Annotated in this window: 23 protein-coding genes and 2 pseudogenes; 12 read left to right on the forward strand and 13 right to left on the reverse strand. The window is 58.6% G+C overall.

The window, feature by feature from the left end:
- Nucleotides 1-21 precede the first annotated feature (21 nt).
- The 3 genes from C4J92_RS18870 to C4J92_RS18875 form a co-directional block, all read right to left on the reverse strand.
- The gene (locus C4J92_RS18870; RefSeq protein ID WP_124404901.1) at nucleotides 22-2,100 is read right to left on the reverse strand and encodes an FAD-dependent oxidoreductase; all 2,079 of its coding nucleotides are present in this window, start codon (nucleotides 2,098-2,100) and stop codon (nucleotides 22-24) included.
- 397 nt (nucleotides 2,101-2,497) lie between these two features.
- On the reverse strand, nucleotides 2,498-2,620 hold the full coding sequence (locus C4J92_RS27260) for a PA1414 family protein (protein WP_017737772.1): 123 nt from the start codon (nucleotides 2,618-2,620) through the stop codon (nucleotides 2,498-2,500).
- A gap of 143 nt (nucleotides 2,621-2,763) precedes the next feature.
- Nucleotides 2,764-3,657 (reverse strand): LysR family transcriptional regulator, encoded by an 894-nt coding sequence (locus C4J92_RS18875; RefSeq protein WP_124404902.1) that lies wholly within the window; start codon nucleotides 3,655-3,657, stop codon nucleotides 2,764-2,766.
- Between the two features lie 103 nt (nucleotides 3,658-3,760).
- Between C4J92_RS18875 and C4J92_RS18880 the strand changes: the two genes are divergently transcribed.
- On the forward strand, nucleotides 3,761-4,960 hold the full coding sequence (locus C4J92_RS18880; protein WP_124404903.1) for an MFS transporter: 1,200 nt from the start codon (nucleotides 3,761-3,763) through the stop codon (nucleotides 4,958-4,960).
- On the opposite strand, the gene C4J92_RS18885 is transcribed toward C4J92_RS18880, so the two are convergent.
- The 3 genes from C4J92_RS18885 to C4J92_RS18895 all read right to left on the reverse strand — a co-directional run bounded on the left by C4J92_RS18885 (nucleotide 4,872) and on the right by C4J92_RS18895 (nucleotide 7,800).
- Nucleotides 4,872-6,314 (reverse strand): NCS1 family nucleobase:cation symporter-1, encoded by a 1,443-nt coding sequence (locus tag C4J92_RS18885; protein ID WP_124367897.1) that lies wholly within the window; start codon nucleotides 6,312-6,314, stop codon nucleotides 4,872-4,874. The genes C4J92_RS18880 and C4J92_RS18885 overlap by 89 nt on opposite strands.
- A 197-nt stretch (nucleotides 6,315-6,511) precedes the next feature.
- Nucleotides 6,512-6,910 carry a DUF2177 family protein gene (locus C4J92_RS18890; RefSeq protein ID WP_124363849.1) on the reverse strand — a complete coding sequence of 133 codons (399 nt, stop codon included), beginning with the start codon at nucleotides 6,908-6,910 and terminating at the stop codon, nucleotides 6,512-6,514.
- A gap of 53 nt (nucleotides 6,911-6,963) precedes the next feature.
- Nucleotides 6,964-7,800 (reverse strand): S1 RNA-binding domain-containing protein, encoded by an 837-nt coding sequence (locus tag C4J92_RS18895; RefSeq protein WP_065884480.1) that lies wholly within the window; start codon nucleotides 7,798-7,800, stop codon nucleotides 6,964-6,966.
- Nucleotides 7,801-8,123: 323 nt separating this feature from the next.
- On the opposite strand from C4J92_RS18895, the gene C4J92_RS18900 reads away from it, so the two are divergent.
- From C4J92_RS18900 to C4J92_RS18910, 3 genes are all read left to right on the forward strand, one after another.
- On the forward strand, nucleotides 8,124-8,303 hold the full coding sequence (locus C4J92_RS18900; RefSeq protein ID WP_003193095.1) for a hypothetical protein: 180 nt from the start codon (nucleotides 8,124-8,126) through the stop codon (nucleotides 8,301-8,303).
- Nucleotides 8,304-8,509: 206 nt separating this feature from the next.
- Nucleotides 8,510-9,232 carry a TorF family putative porin gene (locus C4J92_RS18905; RefSeq protein WP_124404904.1) on the forward strand — a complete coding sequence of 241 codons (723 nt, stop codon included), beginning with the start codon at nucleotides 8,510-8,512 and terminating at the stop codon, nucleotides 9,230-9,232.
- Between the two features lie 66 nt (nucleotides 9,233-9,298).
- Nucleotides 9,299-10,168 (forward strand): DUF6279 family lipoprotein, encoded by an 870-nt coding sequence (locus C4J92_RS18910; protein ID WP_124404905.1) that lies wholly within the window; start codon nucleotides 9,299-9,301, stop codon nucleotides 10,166-10,168.
- A 41-nt stretch (nucleotides 10,169-10,209) separates the two neighbouring features.
- On the opposite strand, the gene C4J92_RS18915 is transcribed toward C4J92_RS18910, so the two are convergent.
- Nucleotides 10,210-10,611, reverse strand: a complete 402-nt coding sequence (locus C4J92_RS18915) for a transcriptional regulator (protein WP_124404906.1) — start codon at nucleotides 10,609-10,611, stop codon at nucleotides 10,210-10,212.
- A gap of 156 nt (nucleotides 10,612-10,767) precedes the next feature.
- Between C4J92_RS18915 and C4J92_RS18920 the strand changes: the two genes are divergently transcribed.
- Entirely contained in the window at nucleotides 10,768-11,040 is a 273-nt protein-coding gene (locus tag C4J92_RS18920) for a hypothetical protein (RefSeq protein ID WP_124404907.1), read from the forward strand.
- Nucleotides 11,041-11,154: 114 nt separating this feature from the next.
- Here the strand turns inward: C4J92_RS18920 and C4J92_RS18925 are convergent, their stop codons facing one another.
- On the reverse strand, nucleotides 11,155-12,501 hold the full coding sequence (locus tag C4J92_RS18925) for a DEAD/DEAH box helicase (RefSeq protein WP_124363855.1): 1,347 nt from the start codon (nucleotides 12,499-12,501) through the stop codon (nucleotides 11,155-11,157).
- Nucleotides 12,502-12,641: 140 nt separating this feature from the next.
- Entirely contained in the window at nucleotides 12,642-13,403 is a 762-nt protein-coding gene (locus C4J92_RS18930) for a methyltransferase domain-containing protein (RefSeq protein WP_124404908.1), read from the reverse strand.
- 107 nt (nucleotides 13,404-13,510) lie between these two features.
- Between C4J92_RS18930 and C4J92_RS18935 the strand changes: the two genes are divergently transcribed.
- Nucleotides 13,511-14,323, forward strand: coding sequence for a DUF1206 domain-containing protein (locus C4J92_RS18935; protein WP_124404909.1), 813 nt, complete (start codon nucleotides 13,511-13,513; stop codon nucleotides 14,321-14,323).
- Nucleotides 14,324-14,451: 128 nt separating this feature from the next.
- Complete coding sequence (locus C4J92_RS18940) at nucleotides 14,452-15,513, forward strand: SDR family oxidoreductase (protein WP_124404910.1); 1,062 nt, start codon at nucleotides 14,452-14,454, stop codon at nucleotides 15,511-15,513.
- Nucleotides 15,514-15,517: 4 nt separating this feature from the next.
- Here the strand turns inward: C4J92_RS18940 and C4J92_RS18945 are convergent, their stop codons facing one another.
- Nucleotides 15,518-15,883, reverse strand: a complete 366-nt coding sequence (locus C4J92_RS18945) for a histone-like nucleoid-structuring protein, MvaT/MvaU family (protein ID WP_124404911.1) — start codon at nucleotides 15,881-15,883, stop codon at nucleotides 15,518-15,520.
- A 341-nt stretch (nucleotides 15,884-16,224) separates the two neighbouring features.
- Between C4J92_RS18945 and C4J92_RS18950 the strand changes: the two genes are divergently transcribed.
- On the forward strand, nucleotides 16,225-16,542 hold the full coding sequence (locus C4J92_RS18950) for a hypothetical protein (protein ID WP_124404912.1): 318 nt from the start codon (nucleotides 16,225-16,227) through the stop codon (nucleotides 16,540-16,542).
- On the opposite strand, the gene C4J92_RS18955 is transcribed toward C4J92_RS18950, so the two are convergent.
- From C4J92_RS18955 to C4J92_RS18965, 3 genes are all read right to left on the reverse strand, one after another.
- Nucleotides 16,535-17,398: a carboxylate/amino acid/amine transporter gene (locus C4J92_RS18955; protein WP_124404913.1), complete on the reverse strand. Its 864-nt coding sequence runs from the start codon at nucleotides 17,396-17,398 to the stop codon at nucleotides 16,535-16,537. The two genes, C4J92_RS18950 and C4J92_RS18955, sit on opposite strands and share 8 nt — an antisense overlap.
- A 201-nt stretch (nucleotides 17,399-17,599) precedes the next feature.
- The gene (locus C4J92_RS18960; RefSeq protein ID WP_124404914.1) at nucleotides 17,600-18,199 is read right to left on the reverse strand and encodes an FMN-dependent NADH-azoreductase; all 600 of its coding nucleotides are present in this window, start codon (nucleotides 18,197-18,199) and stop codon (nucleotides 17,600-17,602) included.
- Between the two features lie 150 nt (nucleotides 18,200-18,349).
- Nucleotides 18,350-18,664, reverse strand: coding sequence for a 3-phosphoglycerate kinase (locus C4J92_RS18965; protein WP_124404915.1), 315 nt, complete (start codon nucleotides 18,662-18,664; stop codon nucleotides 18,350-18,352).
- 48 nt (nucleotides 18,665-18,712) lie between these two features.
- On the opposite strand from C4J92_RS18965, the gene C4J92_RS18970 reads away from it, so the two are divergent.
- From C4J92_RS18970 to C4J92_RS18985, 4 genes and pseudogenes are all read left to right on the forward strand, one after another.
- On the forward strand, nucleotides 18,713-19,636 hold the full coding sequence (locus tag C4J92_RS18970) for a LysR family transcriptional regulator (RefSeq protein ID WP_124404916.1): 924 nt from the start codon (nucleotides 18,713-18,715) through the stop codon (nucleotides 19,634-19,636).
- Nucleotides 19,637-19,700: 64 nt separating this feature from the next.
- A pseudogene (locus C4J92_RS18975) lies at nucleotides 19,701-19,924 on the forward strand (alpha/beta fold hydrolase); the annotation flags it as partial.
- A 3-nt stretch (nucleotides 19,925-19,927) separates the two neighbouring features.
- Nucleotides 19,928-20,490, forward strand: a pseudogene (locus C4J92_RS18980) (peptidylprolyl isomerase).
- A 94-nt stretch (nucleotides 20,491-20,584) separates the two neighbouring features.
- The gene (locus C4J92_RS18985; RefSeq protein ID WP_124404917.1) at nucleotides 20,585-22,417 is read left to right on the forward strand and encodes an ABC transporter ATP-binding protein; all 1,833 of its coding nucleotides are present in this window, start codon (nucleotides 20,585-20,587) and stop codon (nucleotides 22,415-22,417) included.
- Nucleotides 22,418-22,458 lie beyond the last annotated feature (41 nt).

Consider the following 22,458-nt stretch of genomic DNA (forward strand, 5'->3'; position numbering starts at 1 on the left):
GTCGCACCGGTTTTTTATCATTCACCGTTCATGCGCTCTGGCCTGAATCGTTTCCTGAACCAAAGAGGCCCACACCAATCCCTGTGTGGTGCCCCCTGCATAGGTTCCCCCGGCGGCGATTTGATGGTGGGCGGACCAATACACTATCGACAGTCCATCTGAGGTGCCCGGCCTGGCACATTCGATTATTTGCAGGTCGCCCTTTTCGACCGCATTGCGGTAGGACCGTGGAAAGTGCCGGGATACAGCGGCAAGGCACGCCTCGAGTACGTGTTCCTTGTGCTCCAATGTCGACCCAGGCGCAACCTGCCCGCCGGAGATCAGAATGTGATCCCCGTCCAGGCGGCAATTCATGACACCGATGGGTAGATCGTACTGCAGCTTGAGTCCGCACATTTCGGCCCCTTCATTATCTTTGGCGCACAGTTTGAAAAACCAGCCAATGACCGCGATGACATTGGGTTCCTCTACGCCCATGGCAGTGACGACAAAGTGATCTTTACTCAGCTCGGCAATTTGTACCGGGTTCAGATACTGGGGCCGAAATTGAACCCCCGAACGCTGCAACAGCCGCTCTAACTCCCGCGTCAGATCATTAAACGCTACCTCATAACCCGATACTTCCACGGCCCGACCGACGCCAGGGACGCCATAACTTGCCTGGAATTGCCGTTGGCTGATCTCTGCGACTTCACTTCCCGGTTTGCCGCTCGGCCAAGGCCTTGCTTGGATATCGCGTTGCTCGCGGATCGCGCCCTCTACGTCAGTGGCATCGTCCCTATAGGCTCTTACAATCCGCGCGCGTGCACAGGGTGCCAGCGACGGGTTATCGGCCAAAAGCTTTTCAAACAGTTCAATGCCTGCCCGATTGCACTCAACGGCCAGATGCTGGTTTCCTGACAGCAGGAACGGGTTATGCGGCGGTTTTGCCGTTGTCTCCGTCGCTGACAGATGACGCATGTTTACCCGCTTGTGACTGGCGCCGTCGCTCTGCCGGTTGCCGCCGTATACGTCAACCTGATAATTCGCCAGGCGAAACATCACGGCTTGGAACAGGCCGTTAATCCCTCTACCGATGATCGATACGCGTGGCGCCTGGGGGTCTATCTGTTGAGAGGGGATCGTCAATGACTGCGCAAGTTTGCGCCTGACGACGCCGTGCAAGGCCGTCAAGCTCAGTTGAATGGAGACCGCATAGTCCAGATCGCACTGGCAGGCTTCGGTAGTGGCCGCCTGCGCAGTCAGCGTCGCCGGGTTGCGCCATGTAGAGACACTGCAACCGAGCTTTTGCGTGCGCACTCGAAACGCGTCCAGTGTTACCGGCCCATAGTCCAATACAAGCTGGATGCCCTCGGCTTGCGCCAGGGTCTGCAAAGCGTCATCGCTGAAGACGTCCGGTTTGGCGACGCAAACCAGGCGGGCCTGCGGGTGCATACATTGAATAAGAGCGCGGTCAATGCGATGAGTAGAGTCATTCGTCAAAGACAAGCAGAGGGCGACTGCACTGGCCCCTCTCATCGCCTCCAACCAATCCACCACAAATGACACTCGACTGCTTTGTACTACGTTCCTGTCAGGCGCCAGACGGTATCGGCTCAATACCTTGATTCGAACTTGCGGATCTCGTTCAAGCAGTAACTTGACGAGTTCCTGACCGACATTGCCATATCCCAGTACGCGGATGTCACGGGGTAGCGAACCGTCGGCGAGTGTCAGCCAGCGCACCAGATAAGCCGCGACATGCGGCGCGTTGACCCCAGGCGTGTTGACCACTTGAATGCCGCTGGATGCGCACAGATCCAGTCGCACCTTATCCAGACTCGTACCTCTGCGTATCAGATGGAGGTTTCCGAATGGGTGGGCTGTACGCCACAGGTCTATGACGTCTGCATCCATGGCCTGGTCCCCAACAACGATCGTTGATGGACGCAAAAGCCCGATCTGTGTGAGCAACGCCTGTTTGTTTATTGTCGGGGGGAGAAACACGATGTTGCTGGGAGCGTTAGCCTTCCAGGCTCTGGACACCGGCGCGATATGCAAAATGCTCTCGAGTGTGGCGATCAGGGATGCGGCGACTGGCGGAACGGAAGAGCGCGTCATGGCGTTGTCTCCAATAACTCTGACCTAGTCACGCCTCGCAAAGAGGCTTTCTAAAGTTTGGAGTTACGGAAGCAGGCGCTTTTCTATTCCGATCGCTTTATGGGCCGTTCCATAAACGTTGCAACAGCCCATGAACCATGAGCATGGCTCCGTAACGGAATTCAACCTACGCTCATCCTAAAAAATGAGTAAGCCAGCCAATTCTGACGAACGAGTGGTCCAATTCCGACAGTTGAAAGTGAAGGAGCCAGGTGGCGTAACCGCTTTTCATACCTGACACAAACAAATGTGGGAGCGGACTCGCTCGCGAATGCGGTAAACCAGTCAACTATCTATCGACTGACTCACCGCATCGCGAGCAAGCCCGCTCCCACACGAATCCTGGGTTGGCTTGGGATCAGCGCCGACGAGGGCGGCGTTGCTCATCATCGGTACGAATCGGTACCGGCTGCAGCGGAGGCTCGATCAAGCCCAGCGCAACGCCAAGGTCATGGAGCCAGGTTTGAATTTTCTCTTTCATGATTTGCCCCCTTTGAGGGTAATGCGAGTAGGCGCCTGTTCTGTCGCCGTTTCCTACATTGATAGTAGCGCTAAGTCTTACGTATTGCTTGTGCGAAAGCACAACGAACTATTACTGAATGGATCTGAATCCTGTCGGATCGTTCAAGCAATTTCACGCCTGTCTTGCAAGCACTCTGCCCGGTCCGACTGCTGCAGCTCGATCCATGCATTGAGGTTAGCGCCGAGCATACCCTTTCGCCACATCAACCAGGTGGTAGCAGTGGCAAAAGGCCCAGTCAGCGGATGAACGGACACGCTGTCCTTGCCTGGCAGGCTGTCGAGCATGGGTTCGGACATCAACGCCACGCCGGAACCGGCGATGACACACGCGAGCATGCCTTGGTAAGACTCAATCTCGATGGCCCGGCCCATGGCCACGCGGTCGTGGGAAAACCAGCTTTCCAGGCGGGCGCGATAGGCGCAGCTGCGGCGGAACGTGAACACCGAGCGGCCGGCGACGTCTTGGGGGCCGCGTACTGGCGGGTGGTCGGCTTCGCAAATGATCACCAGGCGCTCTTCGCAAAGCGGCACGCCGTCCAGCGTGGCCAGGGCCAGCGGGCCATCCACCAGCGCCGCATCCAACCGTCCGGTGATCAAGCCTTCCAGCAGCTCGCCGCTCGGCGCAGATTGCACCTGCAGGTTCACCCTCGGGTAGGCCTTGTGATAACGCGCCAACAGTTTCGGCAAGTGAATCGCTGCCGTGCTGTACATGCTGCCGAGTACAAAATCACCGGCCGGTTGCCCGCCCTGCACGGCGCCGTGGGCTTCGTCGTGCAGCGCCAGTAGGCGGATGCTGTAGTCCAACAGCACTTTACCCGCAGGAGACAGCTGCAAACGCTGGCGTTCACGCACAAACAGTTCGATGCCGAGCTGTTCTTCCATCTGCTTGAGCCGGGTCGACAGGTTAGACGGCACGCGGTGCAGGCGCTCGGCGGCGCGGGTAATGGAGCCCTCCTCCGCCACCGCCTGGAAGATGCGCAGTTGACTGAACTCCATACCTTTCTCCAAAACTGAACAAGTTCATCACTATTATTCATTTTTACAGAAAGTCAATCCGCTTTAGCCTGACGGTCTTCGCTTTATCGCAGGACACCTGAACATGTCACCGCTGATTCGCTTAACCGCCAGCTTTGTCGCCCTGATGATGGCCATGGGCATCGGCCGCTTTGCCCTCACCCCGCAGATGCCGCATCTGCTCAGCGAAGGCCAGATCGACCTGACCGGCGCGGGGCTGATCGCGGCCGCCAATTACCTGGGTTACTTCGTGGGTGCCGTGGACTCGATATTCGCTCGCAGTCATCATCATATTAAGGGGCGCTTGTACGGTGGCCTGTGGCTCTGCGTGCTGCTGACCCTGGCGTCATACTGGGCCCACGGGTTCTGGCCGCACCTGTTGCTGCGTTTCGGCACCGGCGTCGCCAGCGCCTGGGCCCTGGTGATGATCACCAGCCTGAGCCAGCCACTGGCGATTGCCGCTGGCAGGCCGCGCCTGGGAGCGCTTGTATTTGCGGGGCCGGGGGTGGGAATTTTGCTGACGGGTTTGCTGGCGTTGGGCTCCAACCTGCTGGGGCAAAGCTCCGCGACGCTGTGGTTGGTGTATGGGGCAGTGGCACTGGTGATGCTACTGGCCATCCTGCCCTTCTTGCCGAAGCCGAGCGCGTCGGTTGCACCCGCCCCCAGCACCGGCAATAACAGCAGCATTGCGCACTTAGGCTGGATCTACTTCCTGTACGGCCTGGGCTACATCATTCCGGCCACCTTCCTGTCGCAGATGGCCAGCGCGCAGTTCAAAGGCGCCTGGCAGGCCGACTTGTTCTGGCCTTGTTTCGGCCTGGCCGCCGCAACGGGCGTGGTGATTGCCAGCCTGCGCCGCAAGGACCCGAACACCACCCGACGCTGGCTGATGACCACGCTGTGGCTGCAAGCCGCTGGCGTGTTCACTTGCCTGCTGGGCAATGGCTGGGGGCTGGCGCTGGGGGTGTTACTGTGCGGTGCGCCGTTTCTGGCCTGCATGCAGTTGGTCATGGCACGCTTGCGCGAGGTAGCGCCCAATGGCTATCAACGCAACACGGGACTGTTGACCGCCAGCTTTGCGATCGGCCAATTGAGCGGCCCGCTGCTGGGTTCCGTGAGCAGCCACTGGAGCGGCAGCCTGCAACCGGCGTTGGTGATTGCCGGTTGCGGCCTGTTGGTGGCGGGCAGCGTATTGATCAGCCGGCGACCACAGGGGTCGGTACGCGGACCTGCTCGCGCCGCGTCAGCACCAGAAAAAACAGCCCGCCCAGCAAGCATCCGGTAAACCAGGCGAAATTGGCCATGCCCTGCAACGCCGGCGTGAAGGTGATCGCCACGCCCATCAACGTCGCCGGCACCAAAGCCTTGACCGCCGTCCAGTTCACACCGCCATCGAAGTAATAGCGCCCGCTCGGGCTGTCATCGAACAGCGCATCGACGTCGATGCGCTGCTTTTTGACCAGGTAGAAATCCACCAGCAGGATGCCAAACAGCGGTCCGATAAATGCGGCGAGGATATCCAGGGTGTAATGGATCATCAGCGGGTTATTGAACAGGTTCCATGGCGTGATAAAGATCGACGCCACCGCCGCGATCATCCCCCCTGCGCGCCAACTGATTTTGCTTGGCGCAATGTTGGCGAAGTCGAAAGCGGGCGAGACAAAGTTGGCGACGATATTAATACCGATGGTGGCAGTGACAAACGCAAAGGCACCCAACAGGACGGCCATGCTGTTGTCGATACGCGACACGGTGGCAATCGGGTCATGCAGCATTTCGCCAAACACCGGCAGGGTGCCCGAGACGATCACCACGGTGACCAGGGAGAACGCCAGGAAATTCACCGGCAGCCCCCAGAAATTGCCACGGCGCACGTCCTGCATGCTGCGGCAGTAGCGGCTGAAATCACCAAAATTCAAGGTCGGCCCGGAGAAGTACGACACCACCAGCGCCGTCGCCACGATCACCTGGCCGAACGCCTGCCAGCCCGACAGTGATTTTTCCGCCAGGGTAAAGCTGATATTCGCCCAGCCGGCCTTCCAGACAATCCAGCCGGCCAGGACAAACATCACCGCGTACACCACCGGGCCGGCCCAGTCGATAAAGCGGCGGATGGACTCCATGCCGGCCCAGAACACGGCGGCCTGCAATACCCACAGGCTGAGAAAGCCGAACCAGCCCAAGTAGGACAAACCCGCAAAATGCGGCTCGGCATATACGGCCATCGACGGGAAGAAGCGCAGCACCACGATGATCAAGGCACTCGACGCCAGGTACGTCTGAATCCCGTACCACGCTACCGCGATCAGGCCTCGGATCACCGCAGGAATATTCGCGCCAAACACACCAAATGCCAGCCGGCAGATCACGGGGTAAGGCACCGCCGCTTGCTGACTGGGCTTGGCTACCAGGTTGGCGATCAGTTGCACAATGCAGATACCCGCAAGCAAGGCGATCAACACCTGCCAACTCGCCAGCCCCAGGGCGAACAGGCTGGCGGCGAAGACGTAGCCGCCGACGCTGTGCACATCGCTCATCCAGAAGGCGAAGATGTTGTACCAGGTCCACTTTTGCGGCAGTGGGCCCAGGTCCTGGTTGTACAGCCGTGGGCTGTAGCCTTTGGGCAATTGTTCAGTCATCGCTGGACTCCTCGAAATATCGCCCTGCGCTGACGTAGCGGTATGCATACGGTCGGCCACATGGGTTGTATACGAGGCATTCAGCAGGATGCGTGCCAATGGCACACAATCCCCGTGGAACGGCGCTCCAAAGGGATTATCGAGGTTTGGCTATAAGGTAGATGCGCAGCAACGGTGCACGACAATCCTGTACACAATCACTGGCGCACCCGTTGTGCACACAGGTAGCCGACGGTGCAACAGATCGCTGTCAGAACCGTGCCCCACGCCATGTCCATCACTGCCAGGCCCGCAGACCAGCCTTGCAGCGTGGCCCAATTGCTCAGGTCGTAAGTGCCATAGGCGACCAACCCGAGCAAGGCGCCCAGACGCGCGGCGCGTTGCCAGCTGGCGCTGGGCAAGACCACGAACACCACGCAACCGAGGACGTAGAGCAGATAAAACACAACCGCCGGCAACAGACGCGGCTGGTCGAGCATCAGCGAGCCGAGCAGGCTTTTATAGGTGGGCCCCATGAGGACGCCGAGCCAAAGGCCGTCGAGCACCAGGAAGGCGAACAGGGTGCCAAGATAGGCAAACAGCGTTTTCTTCGACATTTGACCGGTCCACTGCAGGAGCGAGTTTGCTCCTACAGCAGAGCAAACCGCACTCAGCTTAGTTCAATGCGGTCCGCATGAATCACAATCTGCCCCTGCTTGTAGAGCGCACCAATGGCCTTTTTAAAGTTGCCTTTGCTTACGCCAAACAAGTTGCTGATCACGGCAGGATCGCTTTTATCACTGACCGGCAAGGTGCCGTTGTTGTCACGCAACTTGGCAAGAATCTTCGAGTTGAGGCTGGACGCCGCTTCCTGGCCAACCGGCTGCAGGCTCAGGCTGATGTTGCCGTCGGCGCGGATCTCCTTGATAAAGCCTTTCTCTTCCTTGCCTGGGCGCAGGAACTTGAACACCTCGTTCTTGTGGATCAGACCCCAGTGCTTGTTGTTGATGATCGCCTTGAAGCCCATGTCTGTGGCTTCGGCCACCAGCAGGTCGACTTCCTGGCCCACCTGGTAATTGGCTGGCGTTTTGTCGAGGTAGCGGTCAAGGCGCGCGGTGGCGGTGATGCGCCTGGTGTGCTTGTCGAGGTAGACATGCACTACGCAATACTCACCGGCGCTCAACTGACGTTTTTCTTCTGAGTAGGGCAGCAACAGGTCTTTTGGCAGCCCCCAATCGAGGAAAACGCCGATACTGTTGACTTCCACCACTTTCAGACTGGCAAACTCGCCCACTTGAACTTTGGGTTTTTCAGTGGTGGCGATAAGTTTGTCATCGCTGTCCAGATAAATGAAAACGTTAAGCCAGTCTTCATCTTCACTGGGAATATCTTTGGGGATATACCGATTAGGCAAGAGGATTTCACCGTCCTGCGCACCATCCAGGTACAAACCAAAGTTAGTGTGTTTAACCACTTGCAAGCTGTTGTAGCGCCCGACTAAAGCCATTTCCAGATACCCTCATTGCGTGGGCGGCATTCTACCCGGTTTGTGTCAGGCACGCCCGCGCGCCTGAAAAATCCGCAGGCTGACGTGGCGCTACAGTGGCACCGCCCCGCTCGTCTGATCATTCCTACAAATTTTACCGGTCGCCAACGCCCGTCATCACAAGCTTTCGAATTAAAACAGTAAGTTAGCCGATTAAATCATTGATCAAGTTCTGCGCTTTTCCAGACGCGAGGTTAAGTCCTCGGGGATATTTGCCAAGCAATTGTCAAGTATTTCCTGTACGATGCCTGGCCAAGTTAATTTTCTACAGGTTAGTGGCCGCCATGCGTGTAAAAGCATCCAACAGCAAAGCAAAGCCAGCTCCCGCCGTTGAAACCAGCGAATCGATCAACAGCCAGATTGCTGCGTTTCTCAAGTCCGGTGGCGAAATCCAGCAAATTGCCAAGGGCGTAAGCGGCCAGACTTTCGGCCCGTCCAAGCAGATCAGCCTGGGCAAGAAGTAACACCTGCGCAACGCACCTGGTCCCTAAGCGTCTTGCCTTCAAGGCGCTAGGACTAGAGCCCCGAAACACCCTCTGCTTCACCCTTTATTGCGCAAAAACGACGAACGGGCCTCATCTGCGCGCATTCGCCGGTATCCTTGCACACGTCTAGCACGGGCATCCGCCTGATTTTTCGTTACTGCTCCTCGCTTTTCATGGAGTGAAGCATGTTCAAACCCTGCACGTTTCTGATCGTTGCGTTAATCGCCAGTCCGCTCGCCCAAGCGCAGATCTTCCAGCGCGAATTGGGCGACTTCGACCTCAAATTGGGCACCACGCCCAGCCGCAGTATGGCCCAGGGTCTGGTCAAGCCCACCGCGCCCGGCAGCGACTCGTTCCACGGCGGCCTGGACTTGAGCCACGACAGCGGCGTGTATTTCGGGCAGTTCTCGCCGAATATGAACCTGTCCTCCAAGAGCACGCTCGAAATCGATTCCTACATGGGTTTCAAACACCCTTTCGACCAGACCCTGGGCTACGAAGTCGGCCTGATCCACTACAGCTATCCCAAGCTCAGCCCCCTGGACAGCCAAGAGTTCTACGGTGGCCTGAACCTGTTGGGCAACCGCTTCGGCGCCTCCTTCAGCAACGACCCCGACCGCCAGGACAGCACGCTGTTTGCCGACCTCGGCGGTACCCAGCCTTTCGGCATCGGCGTCAGCATGAAGTACACCACCCATCAGCTGGGCACCCCGGTTTCGGTGGAAAATGGCTCCATCCGCACGTTCAGCGACTGGTCGGTACAGTTCTCCCGAGAATGGAAAGGCGTTGACCTGGACTTGATCTACAGCGACTCCAGCCTCAGTGGTGGAGACTGTTCGGCCTACTCCGGACACAATTCGCAATGTGATGGGCTGTTGACCTTGAAGGCCGTGCGATCGTTTTATTGATGGGCTGAACTGTCGCCCCCGCTGCAGGTTCACATGCATTAACCCCATCCGTGCAAGGACCCGCCCATGTTGCGTCGGCTCAAATTTCTGGCGTTATTGCTGACCCTGAGCCTGGCGCTCGCCGGCTGCAACCGCGTAGGCCTGGCCTACCGTAATCTCGATGTGATCATCCCCTGGACCCTCAACGACTACCTGGACATGAACGCCGGGCAAAAGAGCTGGTTCAACGACAGCCTCAAGCAGCACCTGGCATGGCACTGCACCACGCAGTTGCCGGGTTACCTGGATTGGCTGGACCGCTTGCAAACGATGGTCGACAGCAATCAGGTCACGGACGCTGCCTTACAAACCCGTACCGTCGAAGCCAAGCAGGCCATCGCCGAGATTGCGCGTGAAATCACCCCGACTGCGGTGCAATTGCTGCAAGGTCTGGATGACCAACAGGTCAAGGAGATGAACGACGCCCTGGCCAAAGACCTGCGCAAACGCCAGGACGAATACCTCAAGCCGCCACTGCCCCAGCAGATCAAGGAACGCGCCGAACGCATGAGCAAGCGCCTGGACGCCTGGATCGGCCCGCTCAGTACACGCCAGCAAAGCCGGGTGATGGCGTGGTCCGTCGAGTTGGGTGATCAGAACACCGCGTGGATCGGCAACCGCGCGCGCTGGCAGTCTCAATTCATCGACGCCGTGCAGCAACGCCAAAGCGCCGACTTCCCGCGCAGGATGCAACAACTGCTGGTCGACCGCGAAAGCCTGTGGACCCCGGAGTACCGCAGCGCCTACGCACAAACCGAAGCCGCGGCGCGCAGCCTGATCGTTGACCTGATGGCTGAAAGCACCGCGCAGCAACGGTTAAAGCTGACCCAGAAAATCGACGCCGTGCGCAGCGACTTCAAGGCGCTGAAGTGCCTGAAGGCCACTCCTTCCCAATAAACGTGGAAGCGGGCACACCCGCTACCACTCGCGCGTGAACGCTAAATCGCACCACCGGCAATAGCCGCCTCGGACGCGACACGATCAAAAGTTTGTTCGTCCAGCGCGTCGTCCTGCTGGTCCAGCACATGACGCGGGTGATTCTCCCCCGGGATTGAGCTATCGATCAGCGAGAGCAGGCTCGCACCTCGCGGGGTCAGAATGAAATTCTCACCATTGCCGCCCTCTTCCTCGGGGCGCGACTCGATAAACCCGCGCTTGAACAACAGCGCCTCGTAATCGGCGGCAGTCTTTTTCAACGCATCCAGATTGCCGATGGGCTCACCCGCCGTGGCCTTCTCGGCGGCTTCCTGCTCAGCGTATTTGCGGGGAGCAAAGCTGCCCTCGCCGTTTTGCACTTCATGCAACAGCCGCTCGATCAGATCCCAGTTGTAAGTCGTCATCCTGATTCCTCCTGCAGGCGTAGAAAAATTAGCCCGTCAGAACTAGTGACCCGCCCGCGCGCTGGCCGTTCAGCTGGATGGACGGGGCGTCATTTCTCTGAACTTTCCAGGCGTTTGCCCCCTCAACCGAACATCATCGCCAAGGAGGTCCGAACCATGAAAACCCTGATGAACCTGGCCATTGCCGCCACGCTGCTGGGCGCCCTGCCCGCCTGGGCCTGCACGCCCGAAGAGGCCACGGCCAAGCGTGAGGCGCTGGCCAAGGAAGTGAGCCGGCTCACTGAGCAGAACCCTGCCAAAGCCAAGGAGATGAATGAAGAGCTGCAGAAGATGGACCTGGATACCGAAAGCGCGCAACTTCCTGACAAATGCCAGTTGATCGATGCCCGGCTCAAAGAGTTGAAGGAAGCTGCTGCCAAGACTGAATGAATGAAGAGCGGCGCGGAGCGCCACTGGCTGCGCTCCCACGCGGAGCATGGGAGCGATCAAACTGAGCACATAAAAAAACCGGACAATGTCCGGTTTTTTCGTATAGCACAGGCCTTACTCGGCAGCGGGTGCTTCCGGCTTGCGGCGCTTGAGCGGGGCCATGCCGTCCTTGCTGACGAGCGACAGGTTGTCGGTCTTCGGCCGGTTGGCGATCTTGCGCTTAGTCGGCGACTTGGCGCCGGCTTTCTTCTTGTCGCCCTTGGCGTCAGTCTTTTTCTTCTTCACGCCGACGGCCTTGCCCGACGCCTTGACCTTCTTCGGCCCGGTGTAGGTGCCCTTGACTTCCTTGATGGTGCGGCGCTCGAACGATTGCTTCAGATAGCGCTCGATGCTCGACATCAGGTTCCAGTCGCCGTGGCAGATCAGCGAGATGGCCAGGCCATCGTTGCCGGCACGCCCGGTACGGCCGATACGGTGCACGTATTCGTCGCCGCTGCGCGGCATGTCGAAGTTGATCACCAGGTCCAGGCCATCCACGTCAAGGCCGCGCGCGGCGACGTCGGTGGCAACCAGGATCTTCACGCCACCGGCCTTGAGGCGGTCGATGGCCAGCTTGCGATCCTTCTGGTCCTTTTCGCCGTGCAGCACGAACGCTTTGTATTCCTGCGCCACCAGGCGGCCGTAGATGCGGTCGGCAGCGGCGCGGGTGTTGGTGAACACGATCGCCTTCTGGTAGGTCTCGTTGGCCAGCAGCCAGTTGAGGATCTGTTCCTTGTGCACGTTATGGTCAGCGGTGACGATCTGCTGACGCGTGGTCGCGTTCAGATCGCTGACGTTGTTGACCTGCAGGTGCTCGGGATCGTTCAGGACCTTGGCGACCATCTCGCGCAGGGTCGAGCCGCCGGTGGTGGCGGAGAACAACATGGTCTGCTGGCGGTTGACGCATTCGGCCACCAGGCGTTGCACATCGTCGGCAAAACCCATGTCGAGCATGCGGTCGGCTTCGTCAAGCACCAGCACTTCGACTTCCTTGAGGTCGAGGTTGCCGGCATTGAGTTGCTCGATCATGCGCCCCGGGGTGCCGATCAGGATATCCGGCACCTTGCGCAGCATGGCGGCCTGGACCTTGAAGTCTTCACCGCCGGTGATCAGGCCGGACTTGATGAAGGTGAACTGCGAAAAACGCTCCACTTCCTTCAAGGTCTGCTGGGCCAGCTCGCGGGTCGGCAGCAGGATCAGGGTCTTGATGCTGACGCGAACTTTGGCCGGGCCGATCAGGCGGTTGAGAATCGGCAGGACGAACGCAGCGGTCTTGCCGCTACCGGTTTGCGCCGTCACCCGCAGGTCACGCCCTTGGAGCGCGAGCGGGATGGCCGCTGCTTGCACAGGCGTAGGCTCGACAAATTTAAGCTCGGCCACGGCTTTGAGCAGGCGTTCGTGCAGGGCGAATTGGGAAAACACGGGTGCTACCTCGAAGAAATACAAAATATCAGCTGCATAGGGTACCGGTTTCGGGCGTCCAAACCGAGTTTCTTTACGCGAACAGGGCCAATCAGCTGTTTTTTATCAGCATTTTTCTCCCTGTACCGAGGTGCCTGGGATCAAGACTGCCCCGGCTTATAGGCCCACGCCCCGAACATTACGTCCCCGACGTATATCCCGCCTGACTGCTTTCGCTCATCAATCAGACGTTGTTCCAGCGTTTCAATGTTGACCTCGTCTGGTGTAGCAACCCCCAGCGCGACGATGCGTGGCAAGCAGGCACGTACGATGTAGCCCAGGCCGTAAGGTGTATCAGGGGTTTGTACGACGCATTCGGCACGCACATCCGCGACACGCAATCCGGCAGCGGTGAAGATACCGTGCAGGTTAAAGCCGATATGCAGGTCGGCGCCTTCGCGCGCGATCATCTGCTGTATCCAGCCTTGAGCCGTTCTGTGCAGGGGGAAGGCGTCAATGCTGGCTGGGGCCATCGTCGTATCATGCTCCTGGAACACCATTACCCCGCCAGGATGAAGATGCTTGGCCAGTGCGCTGACGGTGGCCACGGTATCTGCCTGGTACATGAGCACTCGTCTGCCCACGATGGCGTCGAACATGCCGATAGATTCAGGCAGGTCGAGTAACCCGCTTTGAACGAAAGTGGGCGCAGGGTACTTAGCGGACGCCTCGCGTTTGCGTGCTGTAGCAAGCGCATTATCATCGTGATCAACCCCGACGACTTCGCCCGTCTTGCCGACCAGTGTGCTTAGCAGGAAGGAAACGTCCCCCGTTCCGCAGCCGACATCCAGAACACGCATCCCCTCACGTATCCCAGCATCAATAAGAAGTTGTTTGGTGAAGTCACGCTTGGCAAGGTTCATGTCTTGGCTCCGAAATTCAGCCCGGAGTCTGACGGACGCTTGCTGTTAATAGAACCCCACCCAGCGAGAGGGGTCTGCTTTTGTATCAAAGCTCGGGAATACATCGAATGTCTGCACAACAAGGCCTGGTAATACTCGCTCGGGGAGGCTACGCCGCTCGGGGCGTGCTGTATTTGATCATCGGCATCTTCGCACTGCTGGCAGCACAAGATTCGACAAAGCCGAAAGACAGCCACAAGAGCCTGGAAGCACTGCTAAGCCAACCCTTCGGCTATTTTTTAGTTGGGCTTGTGGTGGCAGGTCTACTCGCATTTGCGGCTTGGCGCGTTCTGCAAGCTACGCGTGATGTCGACCATCATGGCAAAGAACTTAAAGGCTTGGTGATTCGCGCGGGTCTGTTAGCGGGAGGTATGGTTAACGGCGCTCTCGCGCTCTTTGCATTGGGCCTGCTTATTAGCGGCATTAAAAGCTCGGGTAACTCCAGCGGGCAGACCAAAGACTGGCTGGCGCATCTCTTGTCATGGGATCACTCGAATGTGTTGGTGTACCTGATCGCACTTGTTCCACTGGGTGTAGGTATTGCTCATATCATCAAGGGCTGGAAAGCCTCGTTCGAGAAATATTTTGAGGCCGACGAAGACGTCATGCAGTACGTCCGCCCGGTGTCGCGGTTCGGTCTGATTGCCCGTGGAGTAGTTTTTATAGAGATCGCATTGCTGCTGGCAGTCAGCGGTTCCACTTATCAAGCAATGAATCCACCAGGTATGAAAGAAGCCCTGGACGCGCTGCAGAATCTTCCAGCTGGATGGCTGATGTTGATAGTGATGGCCTTGGGGCTGATTGCGTTCTCGGCGTACAGCTTCTCTGAAGCCTTCTGGCGCAAGATCAATATGGATGTGCCGGGGGTGCCGAGGCCGTAGTTCCGTGCCGGCTCAGCGAATGGTGAGTCCAGTTCTTGTGCCGCGCAGCTCAATGCGGATCCGGTTCAGGTTCAGGTTGAACCTCTGTTGCTCAGGCGCACTCCCAAACCTAAATCCAGGAGAAACGTATGAGCCAGACAGCTTTAGTCGTGGGCGCCAGCGGAATCGTCGGCAGCGCCATCACTCAGTTACTAATCGACAACAACTGGCAGGTCGCCGCGCTGTCGAGGCACCCGTCGCAAGCACAAGGTGTTATCCCTGTCGCGGCAGACCTTCAGGATCCAGCTTCGCTGCAACATGCGCTGGCGGATTTGAAACCCACTCATGTGTTCATTACTACATGGTCACGGCAAGCCACGGAGGCTGAGAACATTCGCATTAATGCGGCCATGGTACGCAATGTGCTCACCGCCATTCGCCCAGCCAAGAGCGTTGAGCACGTGGCCCTGGTTACTGGCCTGAAACATTACCTCGGCCCGTTCGAAGCGTATGGTAAGGGCAGCCTTCCGCAAACACCGTTTCGCGAAGAACAGGGTCGTCTGGATATCGAAAATTTCTACTACGCCCAGGAAGACGAACTATTCGAAGCCGCTGAAAAGGACGGGTTCACGTGGAGCGTTCATCGCCCGCATACCGTCACCGGGGTTGCGGTAGGTAACGCGATGAATATGGCAACCACCCTCGCCGTTTATGCTTCGATTTGCAAACAAACCCATCGCCCTTTTGTGTTTCCCGGATCAAAAGTGCAGTGGGACAGCCTCACCGACATGACGGACGCACGGCAGTTGGCCAAACAACAACTGTGGGCGGCCACCACGCCGGCTGCGGCCAATCAGGCATTTAACGTCACCAATGGCGATGTATTCCGTTGGAAATGGATGTGGGGCCGAATTGCCGACTATTTCGCCTTGCCTGCGGCCGATTATCCCGCTTCCCTCTCACCCCTTGAAAAGCAGATGGCTAACGACCAGGCCATATGGGCGCAAATGGTCGCGGAACACGGCCTGAAAGAACCCGATATAGGTCGCCTGGTGTCCCCATGGCACACGGATGCAGACCTTGGTCGCCCCATTGAAGTTGTCACGGATATGTCGAAAAGCCGTGCCATGGGCTTTACCGCCTACCAGGCGAGCGATCAAGCATTTTTCGACGTGTTCGACAAACTACGCGATATGCACTTGATACCTTAGGTCGTCACTTGGCCAGCCAGGACTCAACAGTCGCGGAGCCATGTTCTGCTTTCCAAGCCTTCAGCGTTTTGTGATTGCCGCCCTTGGTTTCGACGACTTCATCGGTATGAGGGTTTTTATAAACTTTCAACTGGCGTGGCTTGCGGCTGCCGGCTTTGAATTCGACGGCTGGAGCGCGACGCCCTGCTTGTGGATCAAGCAAGTTGATAACGTCCTTCAGGCTGTAGCTGTATTTTGCGAGTAAATCGCGCAGCTTCGTTTCGAATTCAATTTCTTTCTTGAGGCCGGCATCACCCTTCAAAGCTTCGAGGGCCTGAAGCTGTTCGGCGAGGTGTTTTTCGAGCTGGCGGAATTCTGCGAGTTTAGACATTGGAAACCTCTTCTAGATGTGTTGTTACGTTACACCAAAAAAGACCCGAGCATGAACTGATAGAACTGTAAGCGTACGCCCTATTAATAAATTGAATCCCAGGTAACGGGCCAGGGTCATTTATTATGAGAGTAGAAGACGGTAAAGCAACGGGGGACATTTATGAGCCTTGCAATGACAATCTTCAGCATCATCGCCGCATGGATGTCGGTAGCCATTTCTATGTTGTGGGGAGTGTTGCGGATCGCACGTAGGTATCACTCCCATCGTCAAGGTAACCCTGGCTGGGAGTACCAAGCCAAACTGGGCCCGACAGCATAACCAGCCCCTTGGAGCCATTGATGTATCCAAAAACGCCCGATGGCCGCTATTTCGTAGTCAACGGCAAACTTTGGCGGTGCAGTAATCCTTTACTACCCTCAGACGTTCGGCAGCGTCTGGTTAACCAGCTTATGGATGCACGTCGTGAAGTAAAAACCGCCAAAGCGTCAGGTGATGAGGGCCAGCTGAAAAGCGCGAGGGCGAAGGTTCAAAAGGCCAAGGTTGATCTGGGCGAGCGCGGGCCGGTCTGGTGGGATGACGGTTCACCCGACTTCAATCAATGTCAGGTGAAAAACACGCCCTATTCGGCCTGGCACAAGTCTCTCGCTGCTATGTAAGCGACGCCCGCTTGATCCCCAAACGACTGACCCACACCGCCCCCAGAATCACCAGGCCGCCGAGTGCCAGTCGTCCCAGCGGCTCATGCTGGTTCCAGATCAGCAGGTTCAGCAGCAGCCCCACCGGCACATGCAGGTTGTTCACCACGGCAAGGGTGCCGCCATTGACCAGGCAGGCCCCCTTGTTCCACCAGTACATGCCCAGCGCAGTGCTGACCAGCCCCAAAAACACCAGCACGCCCCATTGCAGCGGGGCCTGGGGCAGGAAGTCCGCCTTGCCGAACAGCAGGAACGCAGGTAACACCACCACCAAGGCGCCCAGGTAGAAATAGCCGAAACGCCGGTAGTGCGGCTGATCACTTGGATAGCGCGCCACCAAGTGCTTGTACATGACTTGCCCGGCGGCGTAGGTGAAGTTGGCCAGTTGCAGCAGCAAAAAGCCCATCAGGAAGTGCGGCGTGATCTGGTCGAAGCGGATTACTGCCGCGCCCGCCACCGCCACCATCGCGGCGACCAGTGCCCAGGGATTGAAGCGCCGGTTGAGCGCGTCTTCGATCAGGGTCACGTGCAACGGTGTGAGGACAGTGAACAGCAACACCTCCGGCACCGTGAGTACGCGAAAGCTCAGGTAGAGGCACACGTAGGTCACGCCGAACTGCAGCGCACCGATGATCAGCATGCTGCGCATGAATGCCGGCTCCACCGAGCGCCAGCGGGTCAGCGGAATGAAGATCAGCCCGGCCAGGACCACGCGCACCAGTACCGCGAAGTAGCTGTCGACGTGACCGGCGAGGTATTCGCCGATCAAACTGAAGGAAAATGCCTGAATCAGGGTAACAACCAGTAGATAGCCCATGTGCGCCTCGTTTCGAATGGCGCGACATTAAAGCTTTTCGATGTTTGAAGAAACTCGAGGCAAAAAAAACCCGACCTCGCTAAAGCGGCAGTCGGGCAGGAGCACTCAGGAGCACAAGTGCAAAGGGAGGTTCGGTACGCGTACTTGAAGGGATTGCGTGGCGCTAGATAAACATCGGGGGATTATCTGGCGATTAAAGGATCAAGCCACTTGGGCAAGCAGTGCCTTTGCATGGTTGAGGCCCTTTTCCTGGAAGTCACCGCTCAGGTTCACGCCTTCGGCATGGATGAAGGTGACGTCGTGAATCCCGATAAAGGCCATGACCTGGCGCAGGTACGGTTCCTGATGGTCCGATGCAGCGCCGGTGTGAATGCCGCCACGGGCAGTGAGCACGATGGCGCGCTTGCCGGTCAGCAAGCCCTGCGGCCCGGTGGACGTGTACTTGAAGGTCACCCCGGCGCGCAGCACATGGTCCAGCCAGGCCTTGAGGGTGCTGGGGATGGCGAAGTTGTACATCGGCGCCGCCATTACCAGGACGTCTGCAGCGAGCAATTCGTCGGTCAATGCGTTGGAGCGGTCCAGGGAGGCCTGTTCGATCGGGCTGCGCTGTTCGACGGGCTTCATCCAGCCGCCCAGCAGGTTGGCATCGAGGTGGGGCACCGGGTTGAGCGCCACGTCGCGCACGGTGATCCGATCGCCAGGATGAGTCGCCTGCCACTGGCTGATGAACTGCTGGGTCAGTTGGCGGGAAATCGAATCCTGCTGGCGAGCGCTGCTTTCGATGATCAGAACGTTGGACATGGCTATGTAGGCTCCATCGGTAAATGCTGTAAGTCGATGGAGAAAAGATTAACCAGGGCCCGTTCGATTAAAAAGCACAAAAAACTGCTATAACCCATCTAGAAATTTGTTTATAAGCGGAGTATTCCCTTGGGCATGCTCCGCTTTGCTTTATTTCGGCGCGCAGGTCAGGGCGATGCGCATCTTGATGATCGCGCGGTTGAACTTGACCGTGGTGTTAGTGCTTTTGCCTGCAGGTACGGTGACGTTACGACGCCGCGGCGCCTCAGGGCCGTTGGTAAAGACTACCGAACACACCGCCGCTGTCGTGCCGTAGTTGTTGAGCTGAATCGAACTGATATCGCCGTCCACATCGGACGCGGTGTAATCGATGCTTACACCCTCGATCTTTTTCGTCACGTCGATGGGATAGGCAAACGCGCTCATCGGCAGCAGCGCCAGCAACACACAACAGAATTTTCTCATTCGGCAGTCTCCAATAAGGACCGCCAGCTTAGGACAGAGGACCTCATCTTGAAAGCGCCCCGCGTTACCCTCGATCAATGGCGCACGCTGCAAGCCGTGGTCGACCATGGCGGCTTCGCCCAGGCGGCCGAAGCGCTGCACCGTTCACAGTCCTCGGTGAGCTACACCGTAGCGCGCATGCAGGACCAGCTCGGCGTGCCGCTGCTGCGTATCGACGGGCGCAAGGCTGTGCTCACCGATGCCGGTGAAGTGCTGCTGCGCCGCTCGCGGCAACTGGTGAAAAACGCCAGTCAACTGGAAGACCTCGCCCATCACATGGAACAAGGCTGGGAAGCCGAGGTGCGGCTGGTCGTGGATGCGGCCTACCCCAATGCGCGCCTGGTGCGCGCCCTGACCGCATTCATGCCGCAGAGCCGAGGGTGCCGGGTGCGCTTGCGTGAGGAGGTGCTCTCCGGCGTCGAAGAGCTGCTGAAAGAAGGCGTGGCCGACCTGGCGATTTGCGGGTTCAGCATCGCCGGTTACCTGGGCACGGAAATGAGCGATGTGGAATTCGTCGCCGTGGCCCACCCCGAACATGCGTTGCACCGCATGAACCGTGAGTTGAGCTTCCAGGACCTGGAAAGCCAGATGCAGGTGGTCATCCGTGACTCCGGCCGCCAGCAACCGCGGGATGTGGGGTGGCTCGGCGCCGAACAGCGCTGGACCGTCGGCAGCCTGGCCACCGCAGCCGCGTTTGTGGGCAGCGGCCTGGGTTTTGCCTGGTTGCCCCGGCACATGATCGAGCGCGAACTCGCTGAAGGCGTGCTCAAGCAACTGCCCTTGGAACAGGGCGGCAGCCGCCATCCGACGTTCTATTTGTATTCGAACAAGGACAAACCCTTGGGCCCGGCGACGCAGATCCTCGTGGAATTGTTGCGCACCTTTGATACCGCTCCGCTGGACGCGCCCTTCGCGGCCCCCCGGCAAGCCTGAAACGGAGTTCACCCATGACCTGCTTTCAATTCCGCAAGCTCGACTCAATAGTGCGCTGTGGCGGCAGGAACAACGCTCCAGAATCACCTGTCCAACCTGGTCATCAGCGCCGACCACGATTACACCCCCGTGGCGCAGAAAGAAATCTATGTAAAACTGCTGCCCAACGCGCGACTGGTGGTGATTGAACATTCCCGCCATGCCACGCCCCTGGACCAACCCGAAGTCTTTAACGCTACCCTGCTCGACTTTCTAAACTCCGTCGATGCCACTACCCAGGATCACTGACCCATGCTGAAAAAAATCGCCTTCTTTGCCGGTTCCGTTCTGTTCGCTGCCAACCTGATGGCAGCCGAGCCCGTCAAGGCCCCCACGTCTTGATCTCCACCACCAATGGCGACATTGAAATCGAACTGGACCCGGTCAAGGCGCCGATCAGTACCAAGAATTTTCTTGCCTATGTCGACAAAGGCTTCTACACCAACACGATTTTTCACCGTGTGATCCCAGGCTTCATGGTCCAGGGCGGCGGATTCACCCAGCAGATGTCGCAGAAGCCAACCGAAGCACCGATCAAGAACGAAGCCAGCAACGGCCTGCATAACGTTCGCGGTACGCTGTCCATGGCTCGTACCAATGACCCGAACTCGGCCACCAGCCAATTCTTCATCAACGTGGCCGACAATGCCTTCCTCGACCCGGGTCGCGATGCCGGTTACGCCGTATTCGCCAAAGTGGTCAAGGGCATGGACGTGGTCGATGTCATCGTCAATTCCCAGACCACCACCAAGCAAGGCATGCAGAACGTGCCAATCGATCCCGTCCTGATCAAGTCGGCCAAGCGCATCGACTGAGGTCTGCGGGTAGACCTGCAAGTAGCTCCGCACGTTGCCCACAAGGCGGCGTGCGCATTTGAAAGGAGAGCCCGCACGGCGGGCGTCAAGCCTAATGCTCTATCGTCGTTTTGAACAACTGATCGACATCTTCCGCGATGCCCCCAGCGCGGCCCCTCCCGAAAAAGTCCTGCCTTTCTATCTCTATTACCTGCGCCAGGTGTGGCCCTGCTTCGCCGCATTGCTGGTGGTGGGACTGGTCGGTGCGCTCATCGAAGTCGCGCTGTTCAGCTACCTGAGTCGCATCATCGACCTGGCCCAGGGCACGCCGCCGGCGGATTTCTTCCAGGTCCACAGCGCGGAGCTGATCTGGATGGCCGTGGTCGCGCTGCTGTTGCGCCCGATCTTCAACGGCCTGCACGATTTGCTGGTGCACCAGACCATCAACCCCGGCATGACCAGCCTGATTCGCTGGCAGAACCACAGCTACGTGCTCAAGCAGAGCCTGAACTTCTTCCAGAACGATTTCGCCGGGCGCATCGCCCAGCGCATCATGCAAACCGGCAACTCTCTGCGCGATTCGGCCGTGGCGACGGCGGAGGCCATCTGGCATGTGTCGATCTATGCGATCAGTTCCCTGGTGTTATTTGCCGAGGCAGACTGGCGGCTGATGGTGCCGCTGATCACCTGGATCATCTGCTACAGCCTGGCACTGCGCTACTTCGTACCACGGGTCAAAGAGCGCTCGGTGATTTCCTCCGAGGCGCGTTCCAAGCTGATGGGCCGCATCGTCGATGGCTACACCAACATCACCACGTTGAAGCTGTTCGCCCATACGCAGAATGAGCAAGAATACGCCAAGGAAGCGATCATCGAGCAAACCGAAAAAGCCCAGCTGGCCGCGCGCGTGCTGACCGGCATGGACACGGTGATCACCCTCTTGAACGGCCTGTTGATCGTCACCACCACCGGCCTGGCTTTGTGGTTGTGGACCCAGTCGCTGATTTCCGTGGGCGCGATTGCCCTGGCCACCGGCCTGGTGATTCGTATCGTCAACATGTCCGGCTGGATCATGTGGGTGGTCAATGGCATTTTCGAAAATATCGGCATGGTGCAGGACGGCCTGAAAACCATCGCCCAGCCGCTGGCCGTGACAGACCGCGACAACGCCCCGCGCCTGAGCGTGCCCCATGGCCAGGTGCGTTTCGAGCAGGTGGATTTTCACTATGGCAAGCAGAGCGGAATCATTGGCGACCTCAACCTTGAAATCAGGGCGGGGGAAAAGATCGGCCTGATCGGCCCGTCCGGCGCGGGCAAGTCGACCCTGGTCAACCTGCTGCTGCGCCTCTACGACCTGCAAGGCGGGCGCATCCTGATCGACGGCCAGAACATCGCCGAAGTCGCCCAGGAAAGCCTGCGCGCACAGATCGGCATGATTACCCAGGACACTTCGCTGCTGCACCGCTCGATCCGCGACAACCTGCTGTATGGCAAGCCGGATGCAACCGACGAAGAACTCTGGGCCGCCGTGCACAAAGCGCGGGCCGACGAGTTTATCCCGCTGCTGTCGGACGCCGAAGGTCGCACCGGCCTGGATGCCCACGTGGGCGAACGCGGGGTGAAACTCTCGGGCGGGCAACGCCAACGGATCGCGATTGCCCGTGTGCTGCTCAAGGACGCGCCGATCCTGATCATGGACGAAGCCACCTCAGCGCTGGACTCGGAAGTGGAAGCGGCGATCCAGGAGAGCCTGGAAACCCTGATGCAGGGCAAGACCGTGATTGCGATTGCGCACCGCCTGTCGACCATTGCGCGAATGGACCGCCTGGTGGTGCTGGAGAACGGCCAGATCGCCGAAAGCGGCAGCCACGCCCAATTGCTGGCACACGGCGGGCTGTATGCGCGGCTGTGGCAGCATCAGACGGGTGGGTTTGTCGGGATCGATTGAAGGCATCGAAACCAGGGCAAGGAGCTGTCAGCCCTGCCGGT

Origin of the sequence: Pseudomonas sp. R3-18-08 (assembly GCF_003852065.1) — a bacterium.
GTDB lineage: Bacteria > Pseudomonadota > Gammaproteobacteria > Pseudomonadales > Pseudomonadaceae > Aquipseudomonas.